Genomic DNA, 22,850 nt, shown 5'->3' with positions numbered 1-22,850 from the left:
CAAAACCAATAGTTAAGTAAATAAGGTAGGAATTAATCGCCTAACCGGGCAATTTCTTCGCCAAACTCTCTAATATCTTCAAAAGAACGATAAACTGAAGCAAAACGCACGTAAGCCACTTTATCTAACTCTTTAAGTGCGTCCATAATTAAGTTACCTAAGAATTCGCTGCTAATTTCTCGTTCACCCGTGGCACGTATCGAAGACTTTAACCGGCTTATGCATTCCTCAACTTGCTCGGTACTTACCGGACGCTTTTCTAGCGCTCGTTGTAAACCCGCTCGAAGTTTATCTTCGTTAAAGGGCTCTCTTGAACCATCTCGCTTAACCACTCTTGGCATGACTAACTCAGCCATTTCAAACGTAGTAAAACGTTCCTTACATACAGTGCACTCGCGCCTTCGTCTAACTTGGCTGCCATCAGCTACTAAACGAGAGTCGATAACTTTAGTTTCTTGCACAGAACAAAACGGACAATACATAGTGATTTCTAACTGAAACGGATTAATTCGACTAAATTAACAAAATTAAGGGCCTAGGCATATAACATAAATAAAAAAGCCGACTCTAAGCCGGCTTTAACTAGCGTTATTTGGATAAACGACTAGGCGTAAACAGGGAAAGCTTCACAAAGAGCGACCACTTCACCTTTAACGCGGGCAATAACAGTTTCATCGTTGATATTATCTAACACATCACAGATCCAGTTAGCCACTTGTTTAGCTTGTTCTTCTTTAAAGCCTCGACGAGTAATAGCTGGCGAACCAATACGCAATCCACTGGTCACAAACGGTGAGCGAGGATCGTTAGGCACAGAGTTTTTGTTCACTGTAATATTGGCAGCCCCCAAAGCGGCATCAGCATCCTTACCAGTGTATTCTTTACCAATTAAGTCCAATAAGAATAAGTGGTTGTCCGTACCACCAGACACCACTTTGTGTCCGCGCTCTTGAATCACTGCCACCATTGCTTTAGCGTTAGCCACGACTTGTTGTTGGTAGACTTTAAATTCTGGTTGTAATGCTTCTTTAAACGCAACGGCTTTAGCTGCAATAACATGACACAAAGGACCACCTTGGCCACCATGGAACACCGCACTATTTAACTTTTTATAAATAGCTTCGTCACCACAAGCAGACAAAATAAGGCCACCACGTGGACCGGCTAACGTTTTATGAGTTGTTGTTGTTACAACATGAGCGTGAGCCATAGGACTAGGATACACACCCGCAGCCACTAGACCAGCAACATGAGCCATGTCTACTAACAAATACGCCCCTACTTTATCAGCAATTTCACGAAATTTCTGCCAGTCAACTATGCCAGAATAGGCTGAAAAACCACCGATGATCATTTTTGGCTTATGCTCTAAAGCGAGTGCTTCAACTTGTGCCATATCGATTTCACCTGTTTCTGGGTCAAGTCCATACTGAACAGCGTGATAGGTTTTACCAGAAAAACTCACTGACGCGCCATGGGTTAAATGACCACCATGGGCTAGGCTCATTCCTAAAACAGTATCGCCAGCATTCAACAACGCCATAAATACCGCAGAGTTTGCTTGTGAACCTGCATGGGGCTGAACGTTTGCATAATCACAACCAAATAGTTGTTTAGCGCGCTCTATGGCTAAATCTTCTGCAATATCAACATACTCACAACCACCGTAATAACGCTTATGAGGGTAACCTTCGGCATATTTGTTGGTTAATTGAGAGCCTTGGGCTTCAAGCACACGTGGGCTGCAATAGTTTTCAGAAGCAATCAATTCAATATGATGCTCCTGACGTTGGTTTTCTTGTTGAATTGCTTGGTACAATTCTGGGTCGAAATCAGCAATATTCATATCACGTGTTAACATTACGTTTCCTCAAAATCAGGGGTATATAAAAAGGGAAATAAAACAGCGCACATTTTAGTGATTTTTACACATTTGTATACATGCATTCGGGCATGAGAAACAACCAAAAGTTGTAACGCATACCCTAGACGCTATAAATCTCTATAATTTTTCAATATCGCTAGAAAAAGCTAAACCGATTTGGCTGCGGATCTCATCCATGATTTCGATAATACCAATGCTTTCGTCATGAGACATAAGTGAACTGTACAATTGACCAGCTTCAACACAGTCCATAGATTCTTCTATTTGATATTCAAAACCATTCACCTTATGAGGCACCCGAATGGTTTCGACTAAACCCGCTAAATCATAGACATGTGCAGTATCGGTATCCCAAAACATTGCTGGTAGCACTATATTTCCGTTGCTTCCAACTATTGTCATCACATTTGGGCTGTGGCCTGTAGCCGAACACGTAAACTGTGAATAGATGCCAGAGGGGTAACGCATATTAACAATAGTTGTTTCATCAATTTGCTTATCACTGACTTTGCCCATAGCTTGAATAACACTAGGCTCTTCGTCTAACAAACATTGACTCACAGCAATAGGATAAAGTCCTAAATCTAACAGTGCGCCACCACCTAGTTTGGGATCAAACAAGCGCGTTTCTTCTCTATGCTGAAAAGCAAAGCCAATGGTTGAGCTAATATATTGCACCTTACCAATCGCCCCTTGCTTAATTTTTTCCTTTACCTGAGCTAAGACAGGCATGAAACGGGTCCATATCGCTTCTTGAAAAAACAAACCTTTTTGCTGAGCTAACTCGGTTAAGCGTTCGATTTGTTTAGCGGTAATGGTCGACGGCTTTTCAAGCAAAACATTTTTTCCGCCTTCAAGACATAACTTAGCTTGCGGATAGTGAAAACTATGTGGTGTCGCAATATAAATAATATCTATATCAGGATCGCTAATTAACGCTTGATAGTTGTCGTACACAGTTGGAATGTTATATTTTTTAGCGAAGGCTTGGCCTCGCTCGGCAGAACTACTAGCCACGGCAGCTAGCTTACCTCGCTCAGATTGACTGATAGCATCAGCAAAAGTATGTGCAATACTGCCCGGACCAATTAGTCCCCAATTCATTTGATTCATTTCGCCTCTTACTTAACTAAAAAAATACCAAGATAAATTCTACTTTAGCAAATTACAGCTGACATCTTCTTTTACTTTTTATTTATCACTTATTACGTTCACTGCCATAAAAAAGTCCACAATACCTTTGACCTAAGCGCCGGGTGAATTACACTATTCGCCATATAAAACTCACTACGATTTATTTAGAGAAACAAACATGGCGCAATACGTATACAGCATGTTGCGGGTAGGAAAAGTGGTTCCCACCTGGCAAACATATTCTTAAAAACATCTCTTTAAGCTTTTTTCCTGGCGCTAAGATTGGCGTGTTAGGTCTGAATGGCTCAGGTAAATCAACCTTACTCAAAATAATGGCAGGCTTAGATACGGATATCGAAGGCGAAGCGATACCCCAAGCAGGTTTAAAGATTGGCTACTTGCCCCAAGAGCCACAACTAGACGAAAGCAAAGATGTACGAGGCAATATTGAAGAAGCGGTGCAAGACGTAGTACACGCTTTAAAGCGCATTGAAGAAGTGTATGCAGAGTATGCCGAAGAAGGGGCTGACTTCGATGCCCTAGCCAAAGAGCAAGGCGAACTTGAAGCTATCATTCAATCTAAAGATGGTCATAACCTAGACAACGCCCTTGAGCGTGCTGCAGATGCACTGCGTTTACCACCTTGGGATGCTGACGTAAGCAAGTTATCAGGGGGAACGCCGCCGGGTAGCACTGTGCAAACTGTTGCTCGAAAAACCAGAAATGTTACTTCTCGACGAACCAACCAACCACTTAGATGCTGAATCAGTGGCTTGGTTAGAACGTTTCTTGCACGACTACGAAGGCACTGTGGTTGCTATTACCCACGATAGATATTTCTTAGACAATGTAGCCGGTTGGATTTTAGAGCTAGACCGTGGCCAAGGTATTCCTTGGGAAGGTAACTACTCTTCTTGGTTGGAGCAAAAAGATGCCCGTCTTGAGCAAGAAGAAAAAACCGAAAGCGCCAGACAAAAATCGATCAAAACCGAATTAGAATGGGTACGTTCTAACGCCAAAGGCCGTCAATCTAAAAGCAAAGCCCGTATGGCGCGATTTGAAGAGCTTAATACTGGCGATTACCAAAAACGTAACGAAACCAGTGAGTTATTTATTCCGCCCGGTGAGCGCTTAGGTGACAAAGTATTTGAAGTATCAGGCTTACAAAAATCTTATGGAGACAGATTATTAATTGATGACCTGAATTTCAAAATGCCTAAAGGCGCGATTGTTGGCATTATCGGCCCCAACGGTGCAGGTAAATCGACCCTATTTAGAATGTTAACCGGTCAAGAGCAAGCAGACGCTGGCACAATAGACATTGGCAAAACCGTACAATTGGCCAGTGTTGACCAGTTCCGCGATCACATGGACGGTAACAACACTGTGTATAAAGAAATATCTGACGACTCAGATATTATCCGCATAGGCAACTTTGAACTCAATAGCCGTGCCTATTGTGGTCGTTTCAACTTCAAAGGCTCTGATCAACAGAAATTTATTAAAGACTTATCTGGTGGTGAACGTAACCGAGTACATCTAGCCAAGCTTTTAAAAGCCGGCGGCAATGTATTATTACTGGATGAGCCTACCAATGACTTGGACGTTGAAACTTTGCGCGCCTTAGAAAATGCTTTATTGGAATTTCCAGGTTGCGCCATGGTGATATCGCACGACAGATGGTTCTTAGACAGAATAGCCACTCATATTATGGACTACCGCGACGAAGGTAAAATCAACTTCTTTGACGGCAACTACACAGAATACGCAGCCTGGTTAAAAGACACCTACGGCACAGATGTAATTGAACCTCACCGATTAAAATACAAAAAAATCAGTAAGTAATTGTTCCAAAGGCTCAGCCGAGGATATTAAAAAAGGTGCAACTTGCACCTTTTTTTATTCATAATTATGTCAACTAGCAAACAATATATCCTGTTGGCTACAAACTAACCTAGGGATAATTGCTTATTTATTGATCTGTAGTGCAGCTTCGTGTAGTGCTTGCCAAAAGGCTGTAACCTGCTTTTTATTTTTATCAAAAAACGCTAAGTTAACTGGTGAAAACACATAGGTATGCATTAATAACCCTGAGGTAATCGTTAATTGTTCAGAATATTCGCTGTTGGCAACTAATTCAGCCGCTACTTTTTGTTCAACAACGTACCCATCTAAACGACCTTGTGTCACTAATCGAAGTCCAATATCGACCGTTGTGTGAATAGGCGTGAGTACATTTTGTTGCTTCAGATAACGGTAGCTTATATGAGCAAAAGGCGCATCAAGTCCGGACTCCTGTATTGCCTTATATGCGGCAAGATCTAGTAAGTTATTCTCATCAAACAAAGGCTTCGATGTGGCAGAGTGACGATCGAGTAGCCCCCTCTTTTAGCAATAATAGCCAATTTGACTTCCGCAAGATAAAGTTCATTAGGAGGAAACGCGAATTGTTGTAGTCGATCTTCATTTTTGATCATGGTCAACAATCCATGAATTTTACCTTGCTTGACTAAATGCTGGCATCTTAGCCAAGGGTGACGCACTATTTCTGCCGACCACCCCACTTTTTCCGCTGCTTTAGTCGCCACTTCGACAAGTACGCCTTTTAAGTTATTATCGTGTTCTCCAGATGTTTCAGATGTATAGTAATAGGGTTTGGCGTCATAGTTTTCGATACAAAACAAAAACTTGGTGTTTGCTTTTACGGTTGTACTAACACTTAATAATAGTAAATGTAACGCTATCAAAAATTTAAAAAACATGACGACCAACCATATTGTTGTCGAAACATTTAGAATAAATGTCTCTGAGAGAAAATGTGACCTATCTACTCAAAGTAGGTGAAAAGCAGATATAAGCAAAAATTTACAGTGATAGACACGCACTCATAGTTTCAGTGTAGTCACCTTACTTTTACAAGTCACTCTACTGAAAAATAACTAACCTGAGTTCTGGATAAGAAGTATCGTTTAAGCTAAGCAATATAATTCAATGGCTTATTTTGTCTACATAAGCTCAGCTAAATGTTACTCGGTAACGAAATTTTTGGTGTATAGCAAGGCGGATTGTTGTACGTCATAACGTGTTATAGATAAACAATCCAACGCCGCTAGACACAAAAAAAGCATTATCCAGAGGTTCGGCTTATCCAGAATTTAGGTTAACTAACAGCAATTCGCGCAAGACATACTACTCTTTTTAGCTAAAAATTTAGATAAGGTACCAGTATAGTATATTTAATCCACATTCTCTGCTGTGGCTAAATAGATGTGGCCTATCTGCTTTCAAAAACAGCCAAAACTAGTTTATTCACCGGCTAACCCTACTCCGGTTTAATCACTAAGAGCCCAGCAATAGCCTTGTCTAGATTGACTTCTAGTCGATTTTCCGCCCAACCGTGCTTGGAGTCACGAGCCTCAATAAAAACAGTTTGTGAGCTCATTGGGATCACTACATTCTTTAAACTGCGAGTAAAAGGTTGTTCGTCAACATGAGGATGGCCCAATACTCGCTCCCCCAATATGTCACTTTTTTCATTCACCACGCGCCATGCATTAGCAAAATGTTTCCAACCTTCATCAGCATGCTTTAGGGTAACGCTAATCTAATAGTCCAGGTGCCCTTTTTTACTTGGATAAATTTTGCTTTTACAATTTCCACCTCGCCGGCTAACGCATAATTTACCTTTAACATGCTGCCCAACATTACCAGCCATAGCCACAGCACTTTACTTCTCATACTGTACGATTCCTCTTGGTTACTCTTTTAGGGCAAAAATTACAGTGCCTCTAATGCTTCAGACAAGCGACTCACGCCAACAACTTCAATGCCGGCAATACCTTGTTTAGGTACATTCGCTTTAGGCACAATCGCTCGCTTAAAACCATGTTTAGCTGCCTCACTAATACGCTCAGAACCATTGGGTACAGGCCTAATTTCGCCGGCCAAACCCACTTCACCAAAAGCGATTAATTCTCTATCAAGGGTTTTATTTTGAAAACTAGAAACAATTGCTAACAGCAGCGCCAGATCTGCGCTGGTTTCAGCAACTTTAACGCCCCCCACGACGTTAGCAAACACATCTTGATCGTTCATTTGCACGTTGCCATGACGGTGTAATACCGCAAGTAACATTGCCAAACGGTTTTGCTCTAACCCCACCGCAACTCGCCTTACATTGGCCATCTGCGAGTAGTCAACTAACGCTTGAATTTCAACTAAAAGTGGCCGTGTCCCTTCCCATACAACCATGACAATACTACCTGGCGACTGTTGTTCATCTCGACTTAAGAATATGGCAGAAGGATTACTCACCTCTTTCAGACCTCTTTCGGTCATGGCAAACACGCCTAATTCGTTAACCGCGCCAAAACGATTTTTTTGACTTCTTAAGGTGCGATAACGACTGTCACTTTCACCTTCAAGCATCATTGAACAATCTATGCAATGTTCTAATACTTTGGGTCCAGCTAAACTGCCATCCTTGGTGACATGTCCTACTAAAAACATCGCAATATGATGCTGCTTAGCAAAACGCGTGAGGTAGGCCGCACTTTCTCGCACCTGTGAAACACTGCCCGGGGCCGATTGCACATCAGCTACTTGCATCACTTGAATTGAATCTATTACCATTAATTCTGGTTTATGTTGCAGTGCCAAATCACAAATAATATCGACGTTAGTTTCTGCCAATAACTGCAATTTATCTTTAGCTAACCCTAAGCGTTGAGCCCGCATTGCGACTTGTTGCAAAGATTCTTCCCCCGTCACATATAGTGCATTTCTGCCGCTTGCCATTTGACACATAACCTGCAGCAACATAGTACTCTTACCCGCACCAGTGAGAACCACCAATTAGCATGGCTGCGCCGGGCACAATCCCTCCACCTAGCACCCTATCCAATTCTTTATAGCCAGAAGGAAACCTAGGCAAAGCAGCTAAATCAATACTTTCTAGCATTTCAACTTTTGCTTGCGTTTGACCCGAATACCCTCCAGATTGATGACTATGGGTGGATTTACTTGAGGACACTACAAATTCGGTAATGGTGTTCCAAGCGTTGCAATCATTACATTGTCCTTGCCAACGAGGATATTCAGCACCACAATCGGAACACACATAAGCAGTTTTACGTTTAGCCATATTTTAATCGTTTTACCTTAAATTTAAGGGTTGATTAACCCTTAGGGAATATCGTATTTTACATTACAAATAAAAACAGTTGAGTTTTCAGAGCTTAATTATTTAATTTTCTGCCGATAACTAAATAATCCATAGTTTAATTCCGGACTCGTTGAGCCCACTAGCATACTTAATTTAGGTTACATGAGCCAAGACTTAGAAGAATATCACGACTTTATTGAAGAACTTAAGCCCATGATTAATGAGCCTGAGTTCAATCAAGTGCTAAATCAAGTTGCATCGTCAATCCCCAAACAAAAACGCTTTCTATTGAAGATGGAACTTAAGCGTTTAGCTCGCCCTTGTATCCGGTTAATTGACTTAAGAGGATTAGTTGACGGCCAGTGCCGCCCGTATATCCATGAGAACAAGCAACATTACCTTGATGATGTCGCCATCGATACCTTCGAAAAACAAGTCCGTATTTTTGGCGAATACACTATAGGTGTGTACGAAGCCACCACCAACACTGATAATAATTATCGAGTCATGCATAAAAAGGAGCAACTCAGTGCTGGCAAACAGAAAAAAACACCTAGCAAGCTAAAATTAAAAAGCGAAAATTACATCGCTCCTCTAGTGCAATTTGGAAGCTTTACCCAGCGAGAAGAAGAGCGTATGAACTTCTCGGTGGTAATTGAAATATTTACCGCACAAAATAAAAGTCTTCAAGCCAACACGATTGATATTTCAGTGAATGGTTTAAAAGTAAGAGCCGGCAAAGAGCACCTATTCAAAGTAGGTGAACGCATAACGGTTCAATTTAGAGGGCTAGAAAAAGAATATGCGCTGAATAAACGCCAAGGTGTGTCTTACACCATTAGTATTGTTGAGCAGAGTCATGATGCACAAAAACTCTATTTAAAACGAATTGACGACACTCCATACCCTAGTTTCGATAAATTTCTAAAACAATTTATTCATGGCAATAAGCGCCGATATAAAGTGAATTTAGATAACACTTTAATGGCGATCAAAAATAAAACTTACGAACAGTATTACATCCCGAACTTTTCCTCCATTCCAGTTTACATAGACAAAGTGGGCGAAGAGTATGTCCCCAAATATGCACTGGCAAATGATAGCAATAGGGAAGAAATTCAATATTGGGCGAATGAAATACAGGACTTAAAAATAGGTTATATCCTTACCACTGAACGCATAAAACAAGCACTGGCTTTGCCTAAAGGACAGCAAGAGCTGTTTATTTTTGTGTTTAATCATATTAAAAATGAAAAAGTCTATTTTTACTCAGCGTCATATGCAGAGTTAGAAGTTAAACCTGAACTAAAGAGCTTATTCTTAGGGTATGGTTCACGTAAAGTCAGTTGGCGAGTTTATAAATTGCAGCTAACCGATATGGATCCAAAGCAAAGTTTCAGACCTTTATCTATTTCAAATTCAATCAATGACTCAGTTAAACGGCAAAATCAAAAGCCCTCACCTAGGCTTATGTCACGTTTAAAAAACCTTAAGCACATTGCAGTGTTAACCAACATTACCGACGATGTAAGTACCGAGCAATATCAAAAGCATAAAATAAAACGAGACCAATTAGCACAACTAAAAATATTTGGGCATCCGCGAAACAAACCTCCTGCATTGGTCACGGTTTATCGGTTTAAATACTACAACCAGCGCAGAGAAACTCGATTTTTGTTACGCACCGCCGTACAAATAAAAATTGGTTTGCAAGTATTTGAAGGGCATACAGAAGATTTTTCTACTAAGGGTCTCCGCTTGCGAGTCGAGGTGGGCAAACACTTCCCTCAAATAGTGACGAAAACATATTCCTCACTTTCCCGCAGCTCCAATCGGTTACCAATAAGTTCGATTTAACCAACTTACCCTACGTAATTAAGTATGTGTCTAAAGACGGCTATGTACTACATCTAAAGAACTTTGCCACAGAAGAAAACAATACAGCACGACAATTCTTTGAAGCCTTAATTAAAGGCAATCGTTCAAAACTAAAAGCCTACAGAGATGAAGAAGAAGTACTAGTAATAGGCGAAGCATTGCGTAATATTTATGCAAATAATATAGTCAACACAGCATTTTTCTTACACAAAGATGGCGGCTCTATTGCTCCTGATGCTGGTGCCACTTCACCCATTGGCAACCGAGTGAAAAACCTTTTGCAGTTTAAAAGTGAAGAAGACGAATGCAACTTATACCCATTGTTTAGAAATGGCGTCATCAAACATAATTTTATTTCCCATACCTTAAGTAACATAAAGCCTAGTCATAAACCTGTAGCGCAGGATCTATTCATAGCATTTGATCCTAGCAAAGAAAAAATGGGAGATGCAGTTCACAGTTTATACGAGCAACAATTTACTCAGCCTGTACAAAAACGAGAGTTCATTGCCAAGGCATTGCAACACGGTCAATTTATCGCGGTTAAAATATTTATCGCCAGAACCGGGCGACCCGACTTTGATACCATGCAATCTGAACTGAATTACGTCAGCATTTACGCGCTACACAAAGCTAAAATTCTTGAGGAAAAATTATGGAACGTTACCGCAGTAGGCGACATCATTGACGTCACAGACGAAGTACTAAAACGCTACAACTTCGAGCAAAAAATCATCGAGCAAAACCATCAAGCTCCTAAGAGCTATAAAATTAGCCAAGTAGGAATCGAACAATTACTAAAAGCTTAAAATAATCAATAGCCCCCCAATCAAAGCCCCCCAATCAAGACACCCATAAAGCCCCCCAATCAAGACACCCATGATTAAATTCGACGAATCCGCAATTTGAACTAGACTAATGGTAGTGATTCAACCAAGGATGGCCATGATGCCTCAGTCTCGTAAAAGCCAAATCAGTTTAGTCGACACCCCTTATTATCATTGTGTTTCACGCTGTGTTCGCCGTTCATTCTTGTGTGGTGAAGATACGTTGACAGGCCAGAGCTATGAACATAGGCGGACTTGGGTTGAAACACGCTTGCTTCATTTAAGCCACATCTTTGCTATTGACATTTGCGCCTATGCGGTGATGAGCAATCACACTCATGTGGTGCTGTGCGTGAACAAACCATTGGCTGAGCGCTGGACGGTGAAACAAGTGCTCGTTCGCTGGCATCAACTGCATAAAGGCACCTTGTTGTCGCAGCGGTTTATGCGAGATGACACGTTGAGCAAGAGTGAGCGGCATACCCTTCTAGAAACCGTTGAAATTTACCGGCTGCGTTTGTATGACATCAGTTGGTTGATGCGTAATCTCAATGAGTACATAGCCCGAGAAGCCAACAAAGAAGATGCCTGCACAGGCAGATTCTGGGAAGGACGGTTTAAGTCTCAAGCACTACTCGATAAATCAGCCCTACTGGCCTGCATGGCTTACGTGGACTTAAACCCCATTCGCGCCAATATGGCCAACACACCTGAGGACTCTGACCACACCAGTATTCAAACTCGGATACAAGCTTTGAGACAACACCAGCAACCCAAAGGTTTAATGCCATTTGTTGGCAACCCTATAGGCAAAACATGCCGAGGGGCATCGCTTTTTCACTAAAAGATTACTGCGACCTCATCGACACCACAGGTCGTGTTATCAGAGATGATAAGTCAGGATTAATCGATACACAGCAACAGCCCATTCTACAAAGGCTGGGCCTAAACAACGAACAATGGTTGACCTTAACCACAGAATTCGAAAAGCACTTTTGTTATGCAGTAGGCAGTGAACATTTAATGCGAAACTTCAGCCTACATACCCAACATCAAAAAATACGAGGCATAGGTAAAGCCAAAGCCCTACTTAAACACGCTTAGCCTTTTTTCCAAAGTAACAAACCTCATCAACATCGCTGTTGAGAATTAGCATGCCTGATATTCCCCCCCCCACAAAATCACGTCATCATACCCGCAAACATCATCAATTTAGTTGTCTTGAGCATAATTTAAACCGAATGGATTAGAAAAGCGGGAGCTAAGATGGTTTAAGAGCCATTGCTATTTATGGGTGTCTTAATTGGAGAATCTTATTATGGGTGTCTTGATTGGGGGGAATCGGAACTGACTTTTCTTGACGGTCGAAGAAAAGTCAGTCAAACGTAATAGGTGTGGGTTAAAAAACGTCATGCTTGACAATTTTCACTCTGGTGTTTTATCTGCGACGACATACCAAGAGTGGCAGCAAACTGAAGTCTAGCCGCGCCTCCAAGTGGTATTTCCCGCATTATCTTCTAACACAATATTTAGTGCATTTAATGCATCACGAGCGGCGTCGGCGGCGGCCCAGTCTTTATTAGCTCGCGCATCATTACGGGCTTGAATTAACGCTTCAATCTCGGCGACATCATTAGCATCACTACCACCTGCAGCTTGCAAAAAGTCACTTGGTGGCTGTTGTAATATACCTAAAATAGCCGCTAGATTAACCATCACCCCGGCTAAATCAGCAGCTTGCTGCCCTTCCGCTTTGTTTACCTCTTTGGCTACATCAAACAATACAGCAAAGGCCTCTGGTGTATTAAAATCGTCATCCATCGCTTTATTAAAGCGAGCTTGATAGCCCCCCAATTGCATATCTACCTTGGTGTTCGGTTGCACATCACGTAAAGCTGTATATAGACGCTCCAACGACGTACGCGCTTGTTGAATAAAACTATCTGAATAACTAAGTTGGCTTCGATACTGAGCTGACATTAAAAAGAATCGTACGGTTTCTGCATCATATAACGCTAATACGTCACGTAGTGTGAAGAAGTTACCTAATGACTTAGACATTTTCTCTTGATTGACTTGTACCATACCTGTATGCATCCAATAATTTACATAAGGGGTATCGAATGCGCAGCAGGATTGCGCGACCTCATTTTCGTGATGAGGAAAAATCAAATCAGAACCCCCACCGTGAATATCAAAGTGTTCGCCTAGATGTTTATGATTCATCGCCGAACATTCAATATGCCAGTTAGGGCGTCCGTTACCCCATGGAGACTCCCAAAAAGGTTCCTCTAGTTTAACTGACTTCCATAAAACAAAATCCATTGGGTCGCGTTTATCTGTGGCCACTTCGACTCTAGCACCAGCATTTAATTGTTCTAGATCTTGGCGACTCAACTTACCGTAATGTGCAAAGTTGTTCACTTCAAACAAGACATCACCATTATCTGCCTGATAAGCAAAACCTTTGTCGACTAAACGCTGAATAACATCAATAATCTCTGGAATATGCGTAGTTACTCTAGGTTCAATATCGGGTTCGATTAAACCTATAGCGGCAAAATCTTTATGCATATCACCTATGGTTTGCTCTGTAACTTGCTCTGGAGTCAGGCCTCTTTCGTTTGCCCTAGCAATAATTTTGTCATCGACATCGGTAATGTTTCTGACGTAATTTACCTCCAAGCCTCTAGACCGCATGTAACGTACCATCAAATCAAAGCTCAAATAAGTGCGAGCATGCCCAACATGGCATAAATCATAGACAGTGATTCCACAGACATATAAACCCACCTTACCGGCTTGCAACGGTTTGAATTGCTCTTTCTGACGCGTTAAGGTGTTGTATATATGCAGCATTAAATTGTAGTCCTGTTGTTTTGTAAGCTTAAAAATTGCTTGGTAAAAATCAGAATTCTATCACCGAGAACTCAATGCTGCATTAGCCAATTCCAGTAAAAGCTTTAAAAAGAGTCACTGTTTACGCTAGAATGCCCGCTTCATGTAGCACACTGCAAACCGAGGACATGTAAATGGTCAAGATCCATACAAATTATGGTGTTATCACACTAACACTTTTTGCCGATAAAGCGCCTGTCACAGTCGCCAATTTCCTAGACTATGTAAAAGAAGGGTTTTACGACAATACTATTTTTCATCGAGTAATAGATGGATTTATGATCCAAGGCGGCGGATTTGAGCCTTAGTATGGAACAGAAGGAAACCAAAGCCACGATTGAAAATGAAGCTAACAATGGCCTTGAAAATAATATTGGAACAGTGGCCATGGCTCGTACCAATGAACCCCATTCTGCAACCGCACAATTTTTTATCAACGTCGGCGACAATAGTTTCTTAAACTTCCGTAGTGAGAGTACTGATGGTTGGGGTTATTGCGTATTTGCTGAAATATCTGACGGTATGGACGTTGTGAATAAAATAAAAGCGGTTAAAACCGGTAACGCTGGGTACCACCAAGACGTGCCAGTGGAAGACGTGGTTATTCAAAAAGCAGAAATTATTGATTAACTTTCTTTCAAGCGTTTACTTATTTAAGTAAGCGCTTTTCTGTTTCCTTCAATTTTACAATCAGATCCTATGACACCCTTTACCTATTTCATTTCTGACTTACACCTTAGTGCCGAGCGAGACGACATTACCCAATGTTTGTTTACCTTTTTACGTGAACAAGCTTGTCACGCAGAAGCACTTTATATATTGGGTGATCTATTCGAGGTATGGATAGGTGACGATGATTTAAGTACATTTAATTTATCTATCGCTGCGGCATTTAAAGCACTAAATGCACAGGGTATCCCTATATATTTCATTCATGGTAATCGAGATTTTTTACTCCGCCAATCATTTGCCAAATTAGCCGGTATGACATTATTGCCCGAGCAAGCCGTAGTTGACTTATATGGCACACCCACCCTTGTCATGCATGGTGACGAACTGTGCACCAAAGATGTGGCCTATCAAAAGTTTCGTAAAAAGCTCGAGGATGGTGGTGGCCTAGACTTATGCTCAGCCTACCGCTGAACGTACGCCGAAAATTAGCAGCAAGAGGGCGTAAAACTAGTCAAAAAAACCATAAAAGTCTAACCGTTGAGATTATGGATGTATCAACTGAAGAAGTGATAACAAGTATGCAAAAACATAACGTCAATCAACTTATTCATGGCCATACCCACAGACCAGCAATACATAATATAGAATTATCAGGCCAGCCTGCGCAACGAATTGTATTAGGTGATTGGTATGATCAAGGCAGCATTTTGAAAGCCAGTCATCATGCTTTAGAGCTAACTACTCTTAGTTTTTAATTTAATTAACAATACTCTTTGCCCAACCTGAGACATATATAAGCCTATCCCTAAAGCAGAGATCAACACGACTTGCCACCAATATAAAGGCACGTCTAACGTGTATCTGACTAAAGCCAATAAGCCAAAATAACCAATAACCGTATACTGTAACCAATGACTTATCCAGTGCATAGTTGGGCTCATTTTCATAGAATCTTTCATGCTATGTGCAACACGTAAACTAATCATAGCGAGTGCAGACACCAATACGCCTACGACAATAAACGAAGTCCAAATGAGCAATTCTGGCCATCCTATCACTTGGGCTGATTTAGCTGGCCCAGACCACAACGCATCCCAACTAACCGCCAAAATGAGTCCTAATGTAACTAATATTTGGCGATCAGCAGAATCATCTTGGTTATTGTCAGTAAAGTCCGCTAACTCCCCTTTTAAGTAGATAAATATAAAACTAAAGGCAACGAGACCAATGATCGGCTCTATATTGGGTTGCAACTGAATGCTGAAATACGTTACCAAATATCCCAGCATAGGAAACACAGTATGGGTGAAAGACACACCGACAATCCAAATCGCCGCCATTCTTAAACTCGACAATTGACTTGCTCTAGCAAATGTCGCGATAGCCACATCTGCGCCAATGCCAAGCCCCATTAATAGGCTTGCTAAGACAAAATCGAACAATGCAAAATCAAATTGAGCAAGTTGCATAGAACTTAATCCAAGGTAGCTTGTTTAGATTGAGTAGAGATTTTTTGCCAATTTAAGCGTAAATCCCATTGGTATCTATGTTCTGCTGACAACGGAGCTTGACTTTCATCTACCTGCTTTAAGACATTCGTTGCGGCCGTTAAGTTAGCGTCGCGACCAAAGATGTAACTCTGCTCTTTGACAATAGTCAGATAGGCCTTATTCAGCTGCAATGCGCGTTCTGCGGACGGAGTAATCAATTCATAAACAGACTGCGCTTTTGTAACTTTGTTAGTATCAACGCTGCCGTCTTGCTTGAACCAACGACTCAACATTTCTTTGTTTTGACGAAACTCATCTCCCCCGCCTACACGCTGAAAGTAGGTGAGGTATTCGCCATTTTCTTCCCCTAAATTTGGCGCATCTTCCTGATTGGCAAGGTTAATATAGCCCCATCCTCTGGCGCCCTCGACTTTCCGAGGAAAAGAAAATGTTTGGTCTAGATTTGCGCCAATGGTTTTATGACACCCCGCACAAAACGCTAGCTCTTGAGAATTTTGATGACGTAATTGACCATTCTCATCTTCAATATAACCATTCAGCGTCCACCCCATATTACTATTCACGCCTTTATCTCCGCGCAAATGTACTTGAGGTAAATTTTCAAAGTGTTTTTCTTTTGACTCGAGGTAGTATTCCGAAGCTAACTCAGCTTTACTTTTAAAGCTGTGCTTCTTCATATATCGCACTTCTTTCATTCTCTGTGCATTGTAGATCGAATTATCTTCATTCACGCCTATATATCTAACTGTGTGTAAAAACTCAGTATTTTCAGGATATAGAAGTTCGCTCAATGCAATTTGACTAGCATCCCCTAGATAGTGGCTACGTATTTTGATGTGACGAGTGTCCGCTAACAATTCTCCATCACCATCAATATCTTCACCAATGGCAATTTCAGAAACAGGCACCATAGAAATGAGTTGTGTTTCTTTCATAACCATTTCAACCAAAGCTAAGTTGGCAAAATAAACATCAACTGAAAATAGTCCATTTTTTTCACGAAACGCTTTGGGTAAACGGATCATTGCATCACCAGTCGAACCATTGGTAGGCCAAAAAGTGCTGGGAAAGGGCTTATAATTGAACGCGACCCAGTTACTTCCATCTTTTGCCAACCCTTTGCTGTCAAAGGCTTTAGTTGGTTCCGCTAAATTCTCAATTGGTGTGACCTCACCTTGCCAATTTGGATCTTGACTAAATTTATCAACAAATTCAGCGTAATTATCTTCGGCGATCCATTTCTTAATATCGTCATCAGAAATATTCTTAATTAACTCAGTGCGGTCTACAAATAGATTTTTCCAATGGTTTTTAGTCCCAAGATCAGAAAATTGATATTCGCCTTGTAAGTCACCATCATTCATCGTGTTTGGACGATGCGCTTGGGATTTATAAGTTTGATGGCAAGCATAACAAGGGTTTTTATCACCTTGAGTTTTGGTATAACACTGAGGCGGGATAACAGACTCAGCATTGTAGACTTCATTATGTTCTATATAGGCGATGGCTGGAATATTATCGCCTTCTTTGTATTCGGTGGTTGTTGCAGTATCTTCAGTCGTCAGTTGATTAGTCTGGCGTTCTGCTGCCGTGTTATCTACGCATGCAGTTAAAAGCACTAATACTGCCATTACTATTATTATGTTTTTCATGCAAATTTCTTGTTTTAAATAAATAAAGCGGGACCGAAGCCCCGCTAGAGATCACTGCAACTAAGGTTACTTAGGATCGTACATCCACAGCGTGTTATTTTCTTGGAAACCATCTTCACCAATAATGATTCGGCCATCGCGCATGACGATCACGTTATCAGGCTGAGAAAGTTGTTCAACATCACAACGCAATGCCCCCGTTAAACTTGAACGGTATGTGCCGCCCATAACAACAGGTTCGATTCGCGCTAAATCATAGTTTGCTTCAAGTTTAGCGCGGTAAACACCACCACAGTCTTTAACACGACTAGAAAGCTGAATATCACCTTCATTATCAATTAACGTATTATCAATATCGGCGATGCCCATATACAAATACGCTTCAGTGACATCTTCTTCAGCAATTGACTCAACACCACCCACAGCTTCTAACGCTCGGTCATGGTTAATGCTAATCCCTTCAAGCTTTCTCCATTCGGCTGTTGCACCTTTCATTTTGGCCGCTTGACGAGACTCAATAAATGCAGCTCTATCATCCATTGGTTGGCCAGCAGTCACAGGGCTCCCACCATCTGCCTCAGATGGGTAAGTTGCATCGCCATCAGCCCATGCTTGGACATCTGCTAAGCTCATGTAACTTGTTTTCCCTTCTACATAATCACTTGTGTCAATACCATCATACTCAGCAATCCACGCTTCAATCGTCGCATTGTTACTCGATGCCAACTCTACCCAAGTTACATCAAACCCAGTGGTAGCTGGTTCAGAACTTCCGGCATCTTGCGTCAATTTAGCACCATACAACGTACCAGCACTTAAGTCTTCTGCCGCGTCAGCCACAAACTTAAATAATACGCCACCGGTATCATCCTGCGATGAATAAACTGTACGACGATCAGGCATAACGGTAGAATTTTCGTGTTCGTAACGGCCTAATGTATAATGTTTTACTGGTGTAGGAGTTGCAGAAGTAGCCTCTGTAATTTCTACTGTGTAACCATAACGATAAGGGTTAGGAAAATCTGGAGCTGTCAATGCTTCCATATTGTCCGTACCAGTATCAGCTGGGTTATTCCAACTAGCATTGGTAGTTGAATTTACAGATGAATTAACAATCCATTCCTCTGAACTAAGTGGTGTCCCCCACGGAGAAACCGAACCAAAACAGTTAGCTGCGGTACCTGCTACACTGTCAAAATCAACCATCATTGCTTCGGTTACCGACCAACTACCCTGAGTATCTTTCTCAATTTTTAAACGGCTCACGCCACCTGGATAAGATTCCCAGTTAGTAAATAAATATCCTTCCCCGTCACCCGTTGACACATAACCATTAAAATCAGGCGCGTTGTTTTCGATGATCTTATCACCAGAAACAATGCCATAATGTACACCTAAACCACCCGCGAGACCTTTATCGCCTAGTTCAGCGAAAGTGTCGTTAGTTTGACCAATGATTTGATACTCACCAAGTGCAGAAACGACAACTTGGCGCTCTTGTTCTGTTACTGGAACGGGAGAGCTAACAATAGTTTTCGGTAAATTGTTGAAGTTAACACCACGTAGAACTCCCACCGTGCCCTTGTTATAAGCTTTGTCATTGACACTTTCAGTCAAAGAGTTCGCGTCAGATGGATGTTGAACATTAAAAAATAAATCACCTTCATCGGTTAGAAAAGCACCAGTAACCTCAGCACCAGTTGGAACAGTAGCTAAACGAGTTAGTACTGATGCTGATTGACCATTTTCACCATTCATGCCATCAGAACCGTCAGCGCCTGCTTGACCGTCAGCACCTGTTTGGCCTTGAGCACCTGTTGGACCTGCTGGGCCTGTCGCTCCATCATCACCTTCACAGGCAGATAATCCAACTACCAAAGACAATGCGATGGCAGATAACTTAAACGTTTCCAAAATTCTATTTGACATTGTGTATTTCCAAAGTTTCTAGCGTTTGTGATTAAATAATTATCGAATAGCAAACCTACAAGTGTCTGAAGTAAAGCGGCACCTGAAGATGCCGAGTAGTGTGGGGGAATTGCTTTACAGTTTAGTGAAGTAAAGATGACATTAACTTGAAGCTAAGATTTCACTTTAATGGCAGAAATATTAAACGTTGACCTTTTAGGTTTGCTAGCCCTGCAGAATAGCCCGTGCTTAACTGACAAACACAAACAGAAGATAAAGCGACCCCTTCGGTAGCACCTAACTCACCTAAAGGTTAGTGTAAAATTAGTGCAAAAATGGCTGTTGAAGCTGCTTTATCTAATTAATTGTCGCTAAATTAAACAAAATAGTTGACGAAAATCTCCGACTCCAACAAACTAATGTTAACCCAATGTAAATAACATGTTGTCATTTACAATTAATACGTCAGTTGCGGAGTAGAAATATGATCTTAAATCACTTATTTGGCCTTTATGCGCACCCTAAAGAAGAATGGCAAACGATAGATAATCGCCATGAGAGCTATTTTTATAGTTTGAGTCATATCGCTGTTATCGCGTTAATTCCCTCACTAATGGCCTACTATTCCGGCGCTCATTTGGGATGGAGCATAGGGGTGGGTGATGTGATTAAATTAACCCAAGATAGCGCGCTATTAATGAGCGTAGGTATGTATTTTGGCTTAGTAGTGGGCGTAATTGCCCTAGCGCTGCTTATCCATGAGCTAGCAAAAACCTTTGATGCAACACCTACCTTTACGCAATCATTAGAGTTGGCAGCTTATACCGCTACCCCACTATTCATGGTTGGCTTTGCCGCTTTCTACCCTACCCTTTGGTTTGTCATGACTATTGGCCTAATTGGTTTGGCATACTCAGTATACTTGCTCTATTCGGGTACACCTATATTAATGCATATCCCTGAAGGTAAGGGCTTTATTTATGCAAGCTCAGTCGTGACTTGCGGCCTAGTGCTACTTGCTATTTTAATGGCTTCATCAATCATTCTATGGAGCATGGGAATGGGGCCTGTTTATACAGGCTAAATGGACAAACAAACATTATAAAAAAACCGCAATTCTTTGCGGTTTTTTTATGTCTGCGATTTATGCTAATGCGCAACAATAACAAAATTAGTTACTGTTCGAACCTTGACTCATATTATGCATTTCTAAATTACTAAGTTCGGTTTGCGATCCAGCATTCTTTGCCCCTTCGTTTCGCATACCATCTATCCGTTCAAGATAAGAATGATCCACATCGCCAGTGATATAATTTCCATCAAACACAGACGTCTCAAAACGGCTGATTTCAGGGTTTAATTCACTCACGGCTTCCACTAAGTCTTGAATGTCTTGGAAAATTAATCCATCGGCGCGGATTAATTCACTAATTTGATCAATCTCGCGGCCATAAGCAATTAATTCATTGGCCGAGGGCATATCAATACCATAGACATTTGGGAATCTAATTTCAGGTGCTGCTGAAGCAAAATACACTTTATTAGCGCCAGACTCTCGAGCCATTTCAATGATTTGCTCAGACGTTGTACCACGGACAATTGAGTCATCTACCAACAATACATTTTTACCTTTAAATTCAGAAGGTATTGCATTCAATTTTCGGCGCACAGATTTACGACGCATCGTTTGCCCAGGCATAATAAAGGTACGACCAATATAACGGTTCTTAACAAACCCTTGTCGGTAAGGCTTATCCAGTTCAATGGCTATTTGCAAAGCCACATCCGAAGATGTTTCAGGAATAGGAATAATCACGTCAATATCCAAATTCGACCACTCCCTTGCTATTTTTTGGCCTAATTTACGTCCCATATTCACTCTAGAAGCATAAACAGATATCCCATCGATAAAAGAATCTGGGCGAGCAAAGTAGACAAACTCGAAAATACATGGCGCATTAACAGGATTAACCGCACATTGTTGAGAATGGAGTACACCAGCTTCCGTTACGTAAATTGCTTCTCCGGGTGCAACGTCACGTACAAAAGTAAACCCCACTGCATCTAAAGCAACACTTTCAGAGGCAACCATGTATTCATCACCAAATTCAGTCTTACGTTTTCCTAATGCTAAGGGGCGAATACCGTATGGATCTCGAAACGCCAACATACCGTTACCAATAATGGCAGCCACCACCGCGTAGGCACCACGGATTTTCTTATGCACATTTGCAACAGCTTTAAAAATTTCTTCAGGCGTTAACTCTAAACCTTCACAGGTTTGCAGTTCGTGAGCAATGATGTTTAGTAATAACTCTGAATCAGACGTTGTATTGATATGACGGCGTGAAATTTTAACGACTTCGTCTTTGAGCTCATGAGCGTTGGTTAAATTCCCATTATGTGCAAAGGCAATACCATAAGGTGAATTCACATAAAAAGGCTGGGCTTCAGCTGAACTAGAGCTGCCAGCCGTAGGGTATCGAGCATGACCAATACCTAGTAGTCCGGTTAATTTTTTCATATGGCGGGTATGAAAAACATCTCTCACCAGTCCATTGTCTTTGCGCAAATTAAACACTCCATTATCCACAGTCACTATACCTGCGGCATCTTGACCTCTGTGTTGAAGAACAGTTAACCCATCATACAATGCTTGACTAACAGGCACCTTTCCCACTATTCCAACAATACCACACATGCGATTTACCTTTTTAAACGGGTTGTATAAAACTCGAGTTATTTTGCAAATACTCGAAGAACCACTCAATGACTAAACTGAATTCGGGAATCAATATAGATGTTTCCCATAAATTTGATTTTGAAAAGGGTGTAAATGTATCCAAGAAAAATAACAGCGCACTGACAATTAAAACGCCCCGTAACGCACCAAAGACTAAACCTAAGGCTCTATCTGTTCCGGATAGTCCGGTAAATTGCACCAACTGACTAATCAGATAATTTATCAATCCACCAAGAATTAATGTGGCAATAAATAAAATAGCAATCGCCACGCCATTGCGGACCATTAAGTCTTCGATTTGAGTAATATAAGCGGCTAGCTCAACATAGAATTGGCTGGCAATAAAGAAAGCACCAAACCATATAGTTAAAGATATAGCTTCTTTAACAAATCCACGGATCAAACTAATAATGGCGGAAAGTATAATCACACCGATAATGGTGTAGTCTATCCAATTCATAAGGTTCGTTTCAAATTGCTCTATTGGTTTGTCACTAAACAATGTGTATAGCGCCAAACAATTATAATCGCGCGCATTCTAACAAAACACGTAAGGAAAATCCTACATATTTCGCTAC

16 protein-coding genes and 5 pseudogenes are annotated in these 22,850 nt (G+C 41.3%); 7 read left to right on the top strand and 14 right to left on the bottom strand.

The window, feature by feature from the left end:
- Nucleotides 1-32 precede the first annotated feature (32 nt).
- The 3 genes from nrdR to RS130_RS13600 form a co-directional block, all read right to left on the bottom strand.
- Nucleotides 33-482: a transcriptional regulator NrdR gene (nrdR, locus tag RS130_RS13610; RefSeq protein ID WP_316026392.1), complete on the bottom strand. Its 450-nt coding sequence runs from the start codon at nucleotides 480-482 to the stop codon at nucleotides 33-35.
- Between the two features lie 122 nt (nucleotides 483-604).
- Nucleotides 605-1,861: a serine hydroxymethyltransferase gene (glyA, locus tag RS130_RS13605; RefSeq protein WP_316026391.1), complete on the bottom strand. Its 1,257-nt coding sequence runs from the start codon at nucleotides 1,859-1,861 to the stop codon at nucleotides 605-607.
- Between the two features lie 141 nt (nucleotides 1,862-2,002).
- On the bottom strand, nucleotides 2,003-2,998 hold the full coding sequence (locus tag RS130_RS13600; RefSeq protein WP_316026390.1) for a Gfo/Idh/MocA family protein: 996 nt from the start codon (nucleotides 2,996-2,998) through the stop codon (nucleotides 2,003-2,005).
- Nucleotides 2,999-3,197: 199 nt separating this feature from the next.
- Here RS130_RS13600 and ettA point away from each other — a divergent pair.
- Nucleotides 3,198-4,864: pseudogene (ettA, locus tag RS130_RS13590) on the top strand (energy-dependent translational throttle protein EttA).
- A gap of 123 nt (nucleotides 4,865-4,987) precedes the next feature.
- Here the strand turns inward: ettA and RS130_RS13585 are convergent.
- The 5 genes and pseudogenes from RS130_RS13585 to radA form a co-directional block, all read right to left on the bottom strand.
- On the bottom strand, nucleotides 4,988-5,365 hold the full coding sequence (locus tag RS130_RS13585) for a hypothetical protein (protein ID WP_316026387.1): 378 nt from the start codon (nucleotides 5,363-5,365) through the stop codon (nucleotides 4,988-4,990).
- Complete coding sequence (locus RS130_RS13580) at nucleotides 5,341-5,781, bottom strand: transporter substrate-binding domain-containing protein (protein WP_316026386.1); 441 nt, start codon at nucleotides 5,779-5,781, stop codon at nucleotides 5,341-5,343. Before RS130_RS13580 ends, RS130_RS13585 begins: the two co-directional genes overlap by 25 nt.
- A gap of 560 nt (nucleotides 5,782-6,341) precedes the next feature.
- Nucleotides 6,342-6,560, bottom strand: a complete 219-nt coding sequence (locus tag RS130_RS13575; protein WP_316026385.1) for a hypothetical protein — start codon at nucleotides 6,558-6,560, stop codon at nucleotides 6,342-6,344.
- 47 nt (nucleotides 6,561-6,607) lie between these two features.
- A complete protein-coding gene (locus RS130_RS13570; protein ID WP_316026384.1) occupies nucleotides 6,608-6,757 on the bottom strand; it encodes a hypothetical protein in 150 nt (49 codons plus the stop codon).
- A 39-nt stretch (nucleotides 6,758-6,796) separates the two neighbouring features.
- Nucleotides 6,797-8,162, bottom strand: a pseudogene (gene radA / locus RS130_RS13565) (DNA repair protein RadA).
- A gap of 183 nt (nucleotides 8,163-8,345) precedes the next feature.
- Here radA and RS130_RS13560 point away from each other — a divergent pair.
- From RS130_RS13560 to RS130_RS13550, 3 genes and pseudogenes are all read left to right on the top strand, one after another.
- Nucleotides 8,346-10,040, top strand: a complete 1,695-nt coding sequence (locus RS130_RS13560; RefSeq protein WP_316026383.1) for a PilZ domain-containing protein — start codon at nucleotides 8,346-8,348, stop codon at nucleotides 10,038-10,040.
- A 26-nt stretch (nucleotides 10,041-10,066) separates the two neighbouring features.
- Nucleotides 10,067-10,870: a hypothetical protein gene (locus RS130_RS13555; protein WP_316026382.1), complete on the top strand. Its 804-nt coding sequence runs from the start codon at nucleotides 10,067-10,069 to the stop codon at nucleotides 10,868-10,870.
- Nucleotides 10,871-11,009: 139 nt separating this feature from the next.
- Nucleotides 11,010-11,992 (top strand): annotated as a pseudogene (locus RS130_RS13550) (transposase).
- Nucleotides 11,993-12,367: 375 nt separating this feature from the next.
- Here RS130_RS13550 and cysS read toward each other — a convergent pair.
- Nucleotides 12,368-13,747: a cysteine--tRNA ligase gene (cysS, locus tag RS130_RS13545; protein ID WP_316026381.1), complete on the bottom strand. Its 1,380-nt coding sequence runs from the start codon at nucleotides 13,745-13,747 to the stop codon at nucleotides 12,368-12,370.
- Nucleotides 13,748-13,920: 173 nt separating this feature from the next.
- On the opposite strand from cysS, the pseudogene RS130_RS13540 reads away from it, so the two are divergent.
- Together RS130_RS13540 and lpxH are read left to right on the top strand one after the other, a co-directional pair.
- A pseudogene (locus RS130_RS13540) lies at nucleotides 13,921-14,416 on the top strand (peptidylprolyl isomerase).
- 69 nt (nucleotides 14,417-14,485) lie between these two features.
- Nucleotides 14,486-15,213 (top strand): annotated as a pseudogene (lpxH, locus tag RS130_RS13535) (UDP-2,3-diacylglucosamine diphosphatase).
- On the opposite strand, the gene RS130_RS13530 reads toward lpxH, so the two are convergent.
- The 3 genes from RS130_RS13530 to RS130_RS13520 form a co-directional block, all read right to left on the bottom strand.
- Complete coding sequence (locus tag RS130_RS13530; protein WP_316026380.1) at nucleotides 15,193-15,927, bottom strand: hypothetical protein; 735 nt, start codon at nucleotides 15,925-15,927, stop codon at nucleotides 15,193-15,195. The pseudogene lpxH and the gene RS130_RS13530 overlap by 21 nt on opposite strands.
- A 5-nt stretch (nucleotides 15,928-15,932) precedes the next feature.
- Complete coding sequence (locus RS130_RS13525) at nucleotides 15,933-17,621, bottom strand: hypothetical protein (RefSeq protein WP_316026379.1); 1,689 nt, start codon at nucleotides 17,619-17,621, stop codon at nucleotides 15,933-15,935.
- A 66-nt stretch (nucleotides 17,622-17,687) separates the two neighbouring features.
- Complete coding sequence (locus RS130_RS13520) at nucleotides 17,688-19,550, bottom strand: alkaline phosphatase PhoX (RefSeq protein WP_316026378.1); 1,863 nt, start codon at nucleotides 19,548-19,550, stop codon at nucleotides 17,688-17,690.
- A 463-nt stretch (nucleotides 19,551-20,013) separates the two neighbouring features.
- On the opposite strand from RS130_RS13520, the gene RS130_RS13515 reads away from it, so the two are divergent.
- Nucleotides 20,014-20,613, top strand: coding sequence for a Yip1 family protein (locus RS130_RS13515; protein WP_316026377.1), 600 nt, complete (start codon nucleotides 20,014-20,016; stop codon nucleotides 20,611-20,613).
- Nucleotides 20,614-20,700: 87 nt separating this feature from the next.
- On the opposite strand, the gene purF is transcribed toward RS130_RS13515, so the two are convergent.
- Both purF and RS130_RS13505 read right to left on the bottom strand, forming a co-directional pair.
- Nucleotides 20,701-22,230 carry an amidophosphoribosyltransferase gene (purF, locus tag RS130_RS13510; RefSeq protein WP_316026376.1) on the bottom strand — a complete coding sequence of 510 codons (1,530 nt, stop codon included), beginning with the start codon at nucleotides 22,228-22,230 and terminating at the stop codon, nucleotides 20,701-20,703.
- A 13-nt stretch (nucleotides 22,231-22,243) separates the two neighbouring features.
- Nucleotides 22,244-22,732, bottom strand: a complete 489-nt coding sequence (locus RS130_RS13505) for a CvpA family protein (protein ID WP_316028058.1) — start codon at nucleotides 22,730-22,732, stop codon at nucleotides 22,244-22,246.
- Between the last annotated feature and the right edge of the window lie 118 nt (nucleotides 22,733-22,850).

It is taken from the genome of Paraglaciecola aquimarina (assembly GCF_032464635.1).
GTDB classification, from domain to species: domain Bacteria; phylum Pseudomonadota; class Gammaproteobacteria; order Enterobacterales; family Alteromonadaceae; genus Paraglaciecola; species Paraglaciecola aquimarina.
This window is presented reverse-complemented; position numbering and strand designations above follow the sequence as displayed.

Coding starts and splice junctions, on each gene's coding strand:
- RS130_RS13580 (WP_316026386.1), bottom strand. CDS start 5,781: ATGTTTTTTAAATTTTTGATAGCGTTACATTTACTATTATTAAGTGTT.
- RS130_RS13530 (WP_316026380.1), bottom strand. CDS start 15,927: ATGCAACTTGCTCAATTTGATTTTGCATTGTTCGATTTTGTCTTAGCA.
- glyA (WP_316026391.1), bottom strand. CDS start 1,861: ATGTTAACACGTGATATGAATATTGCTGATTTCGACCCAGAATTGTAC.
- RS130_RS13505 (WP_316028058.1), bottom strand. CDS start 22,732: ATGAATTGGATAGACTACACCATTATCGGTGTGATTATACTTTCCGCC.
- RS130_RS13600 (WP_316026390.1), bottom strand. CDS start 2,998: ATGAATCAAATGAATTGGGGACTAATTGGTCCGGGCAGTATTGCACAT.
- RS130_RS13560 (WP_316026383.1), top strand. CDS start 8,346: ATGAGCCAAGACTTAGAAGAATATCACGACTTTATTGAAGAACTTAAG.
- RS130_RS13520 (WP_316026378.1), bottom strand. CDS start 19,550: ATGTCAAATAGAATTTTGGAAACGTTTAAGTTATCTGCCATCGCATTG.
- RS130_RS13570 (WP_316026384.1), bottom strand. CDS start 6,757: ATGAGAAGTAAAGTGCTGTGGCTATGGCTGGTAATGTTGGGCAGCATG.
- nrdR (WP_316026392.1), bottom strand. CDS start 482: ATGTATTGTCCGTTTTGTTCTGTGCAAGAAACTAAAGTTATCGACTCT.
- RS130_RS13515 (WP_316026377.1), top strand. CDS start 20,014: ATGATCTTAAATCACTTATTTGGCCTTTATGCGCACCCTAAAGAAGAA.
- RS130_RS13525 (WP_316026379.1), bottom strand. CDS start 17,621: ATGAAAAACATAATAATAGTAATGGCAGTATTAGTGCTTTTAACTGCA.
- cysS (WP_316026381.1), bottom strand. CDS start 13,747: ATGCTGCATATATACAACACCTTAACGCGTCAGAAAGAGCAATTCAAA.
- purF (WP_316026376.1), bottom strand. CDS start 22,230: ATGTGTGGTATTGTTGGAATAGTGGGAAAGGTGCCTGTTAGTCAAGCA.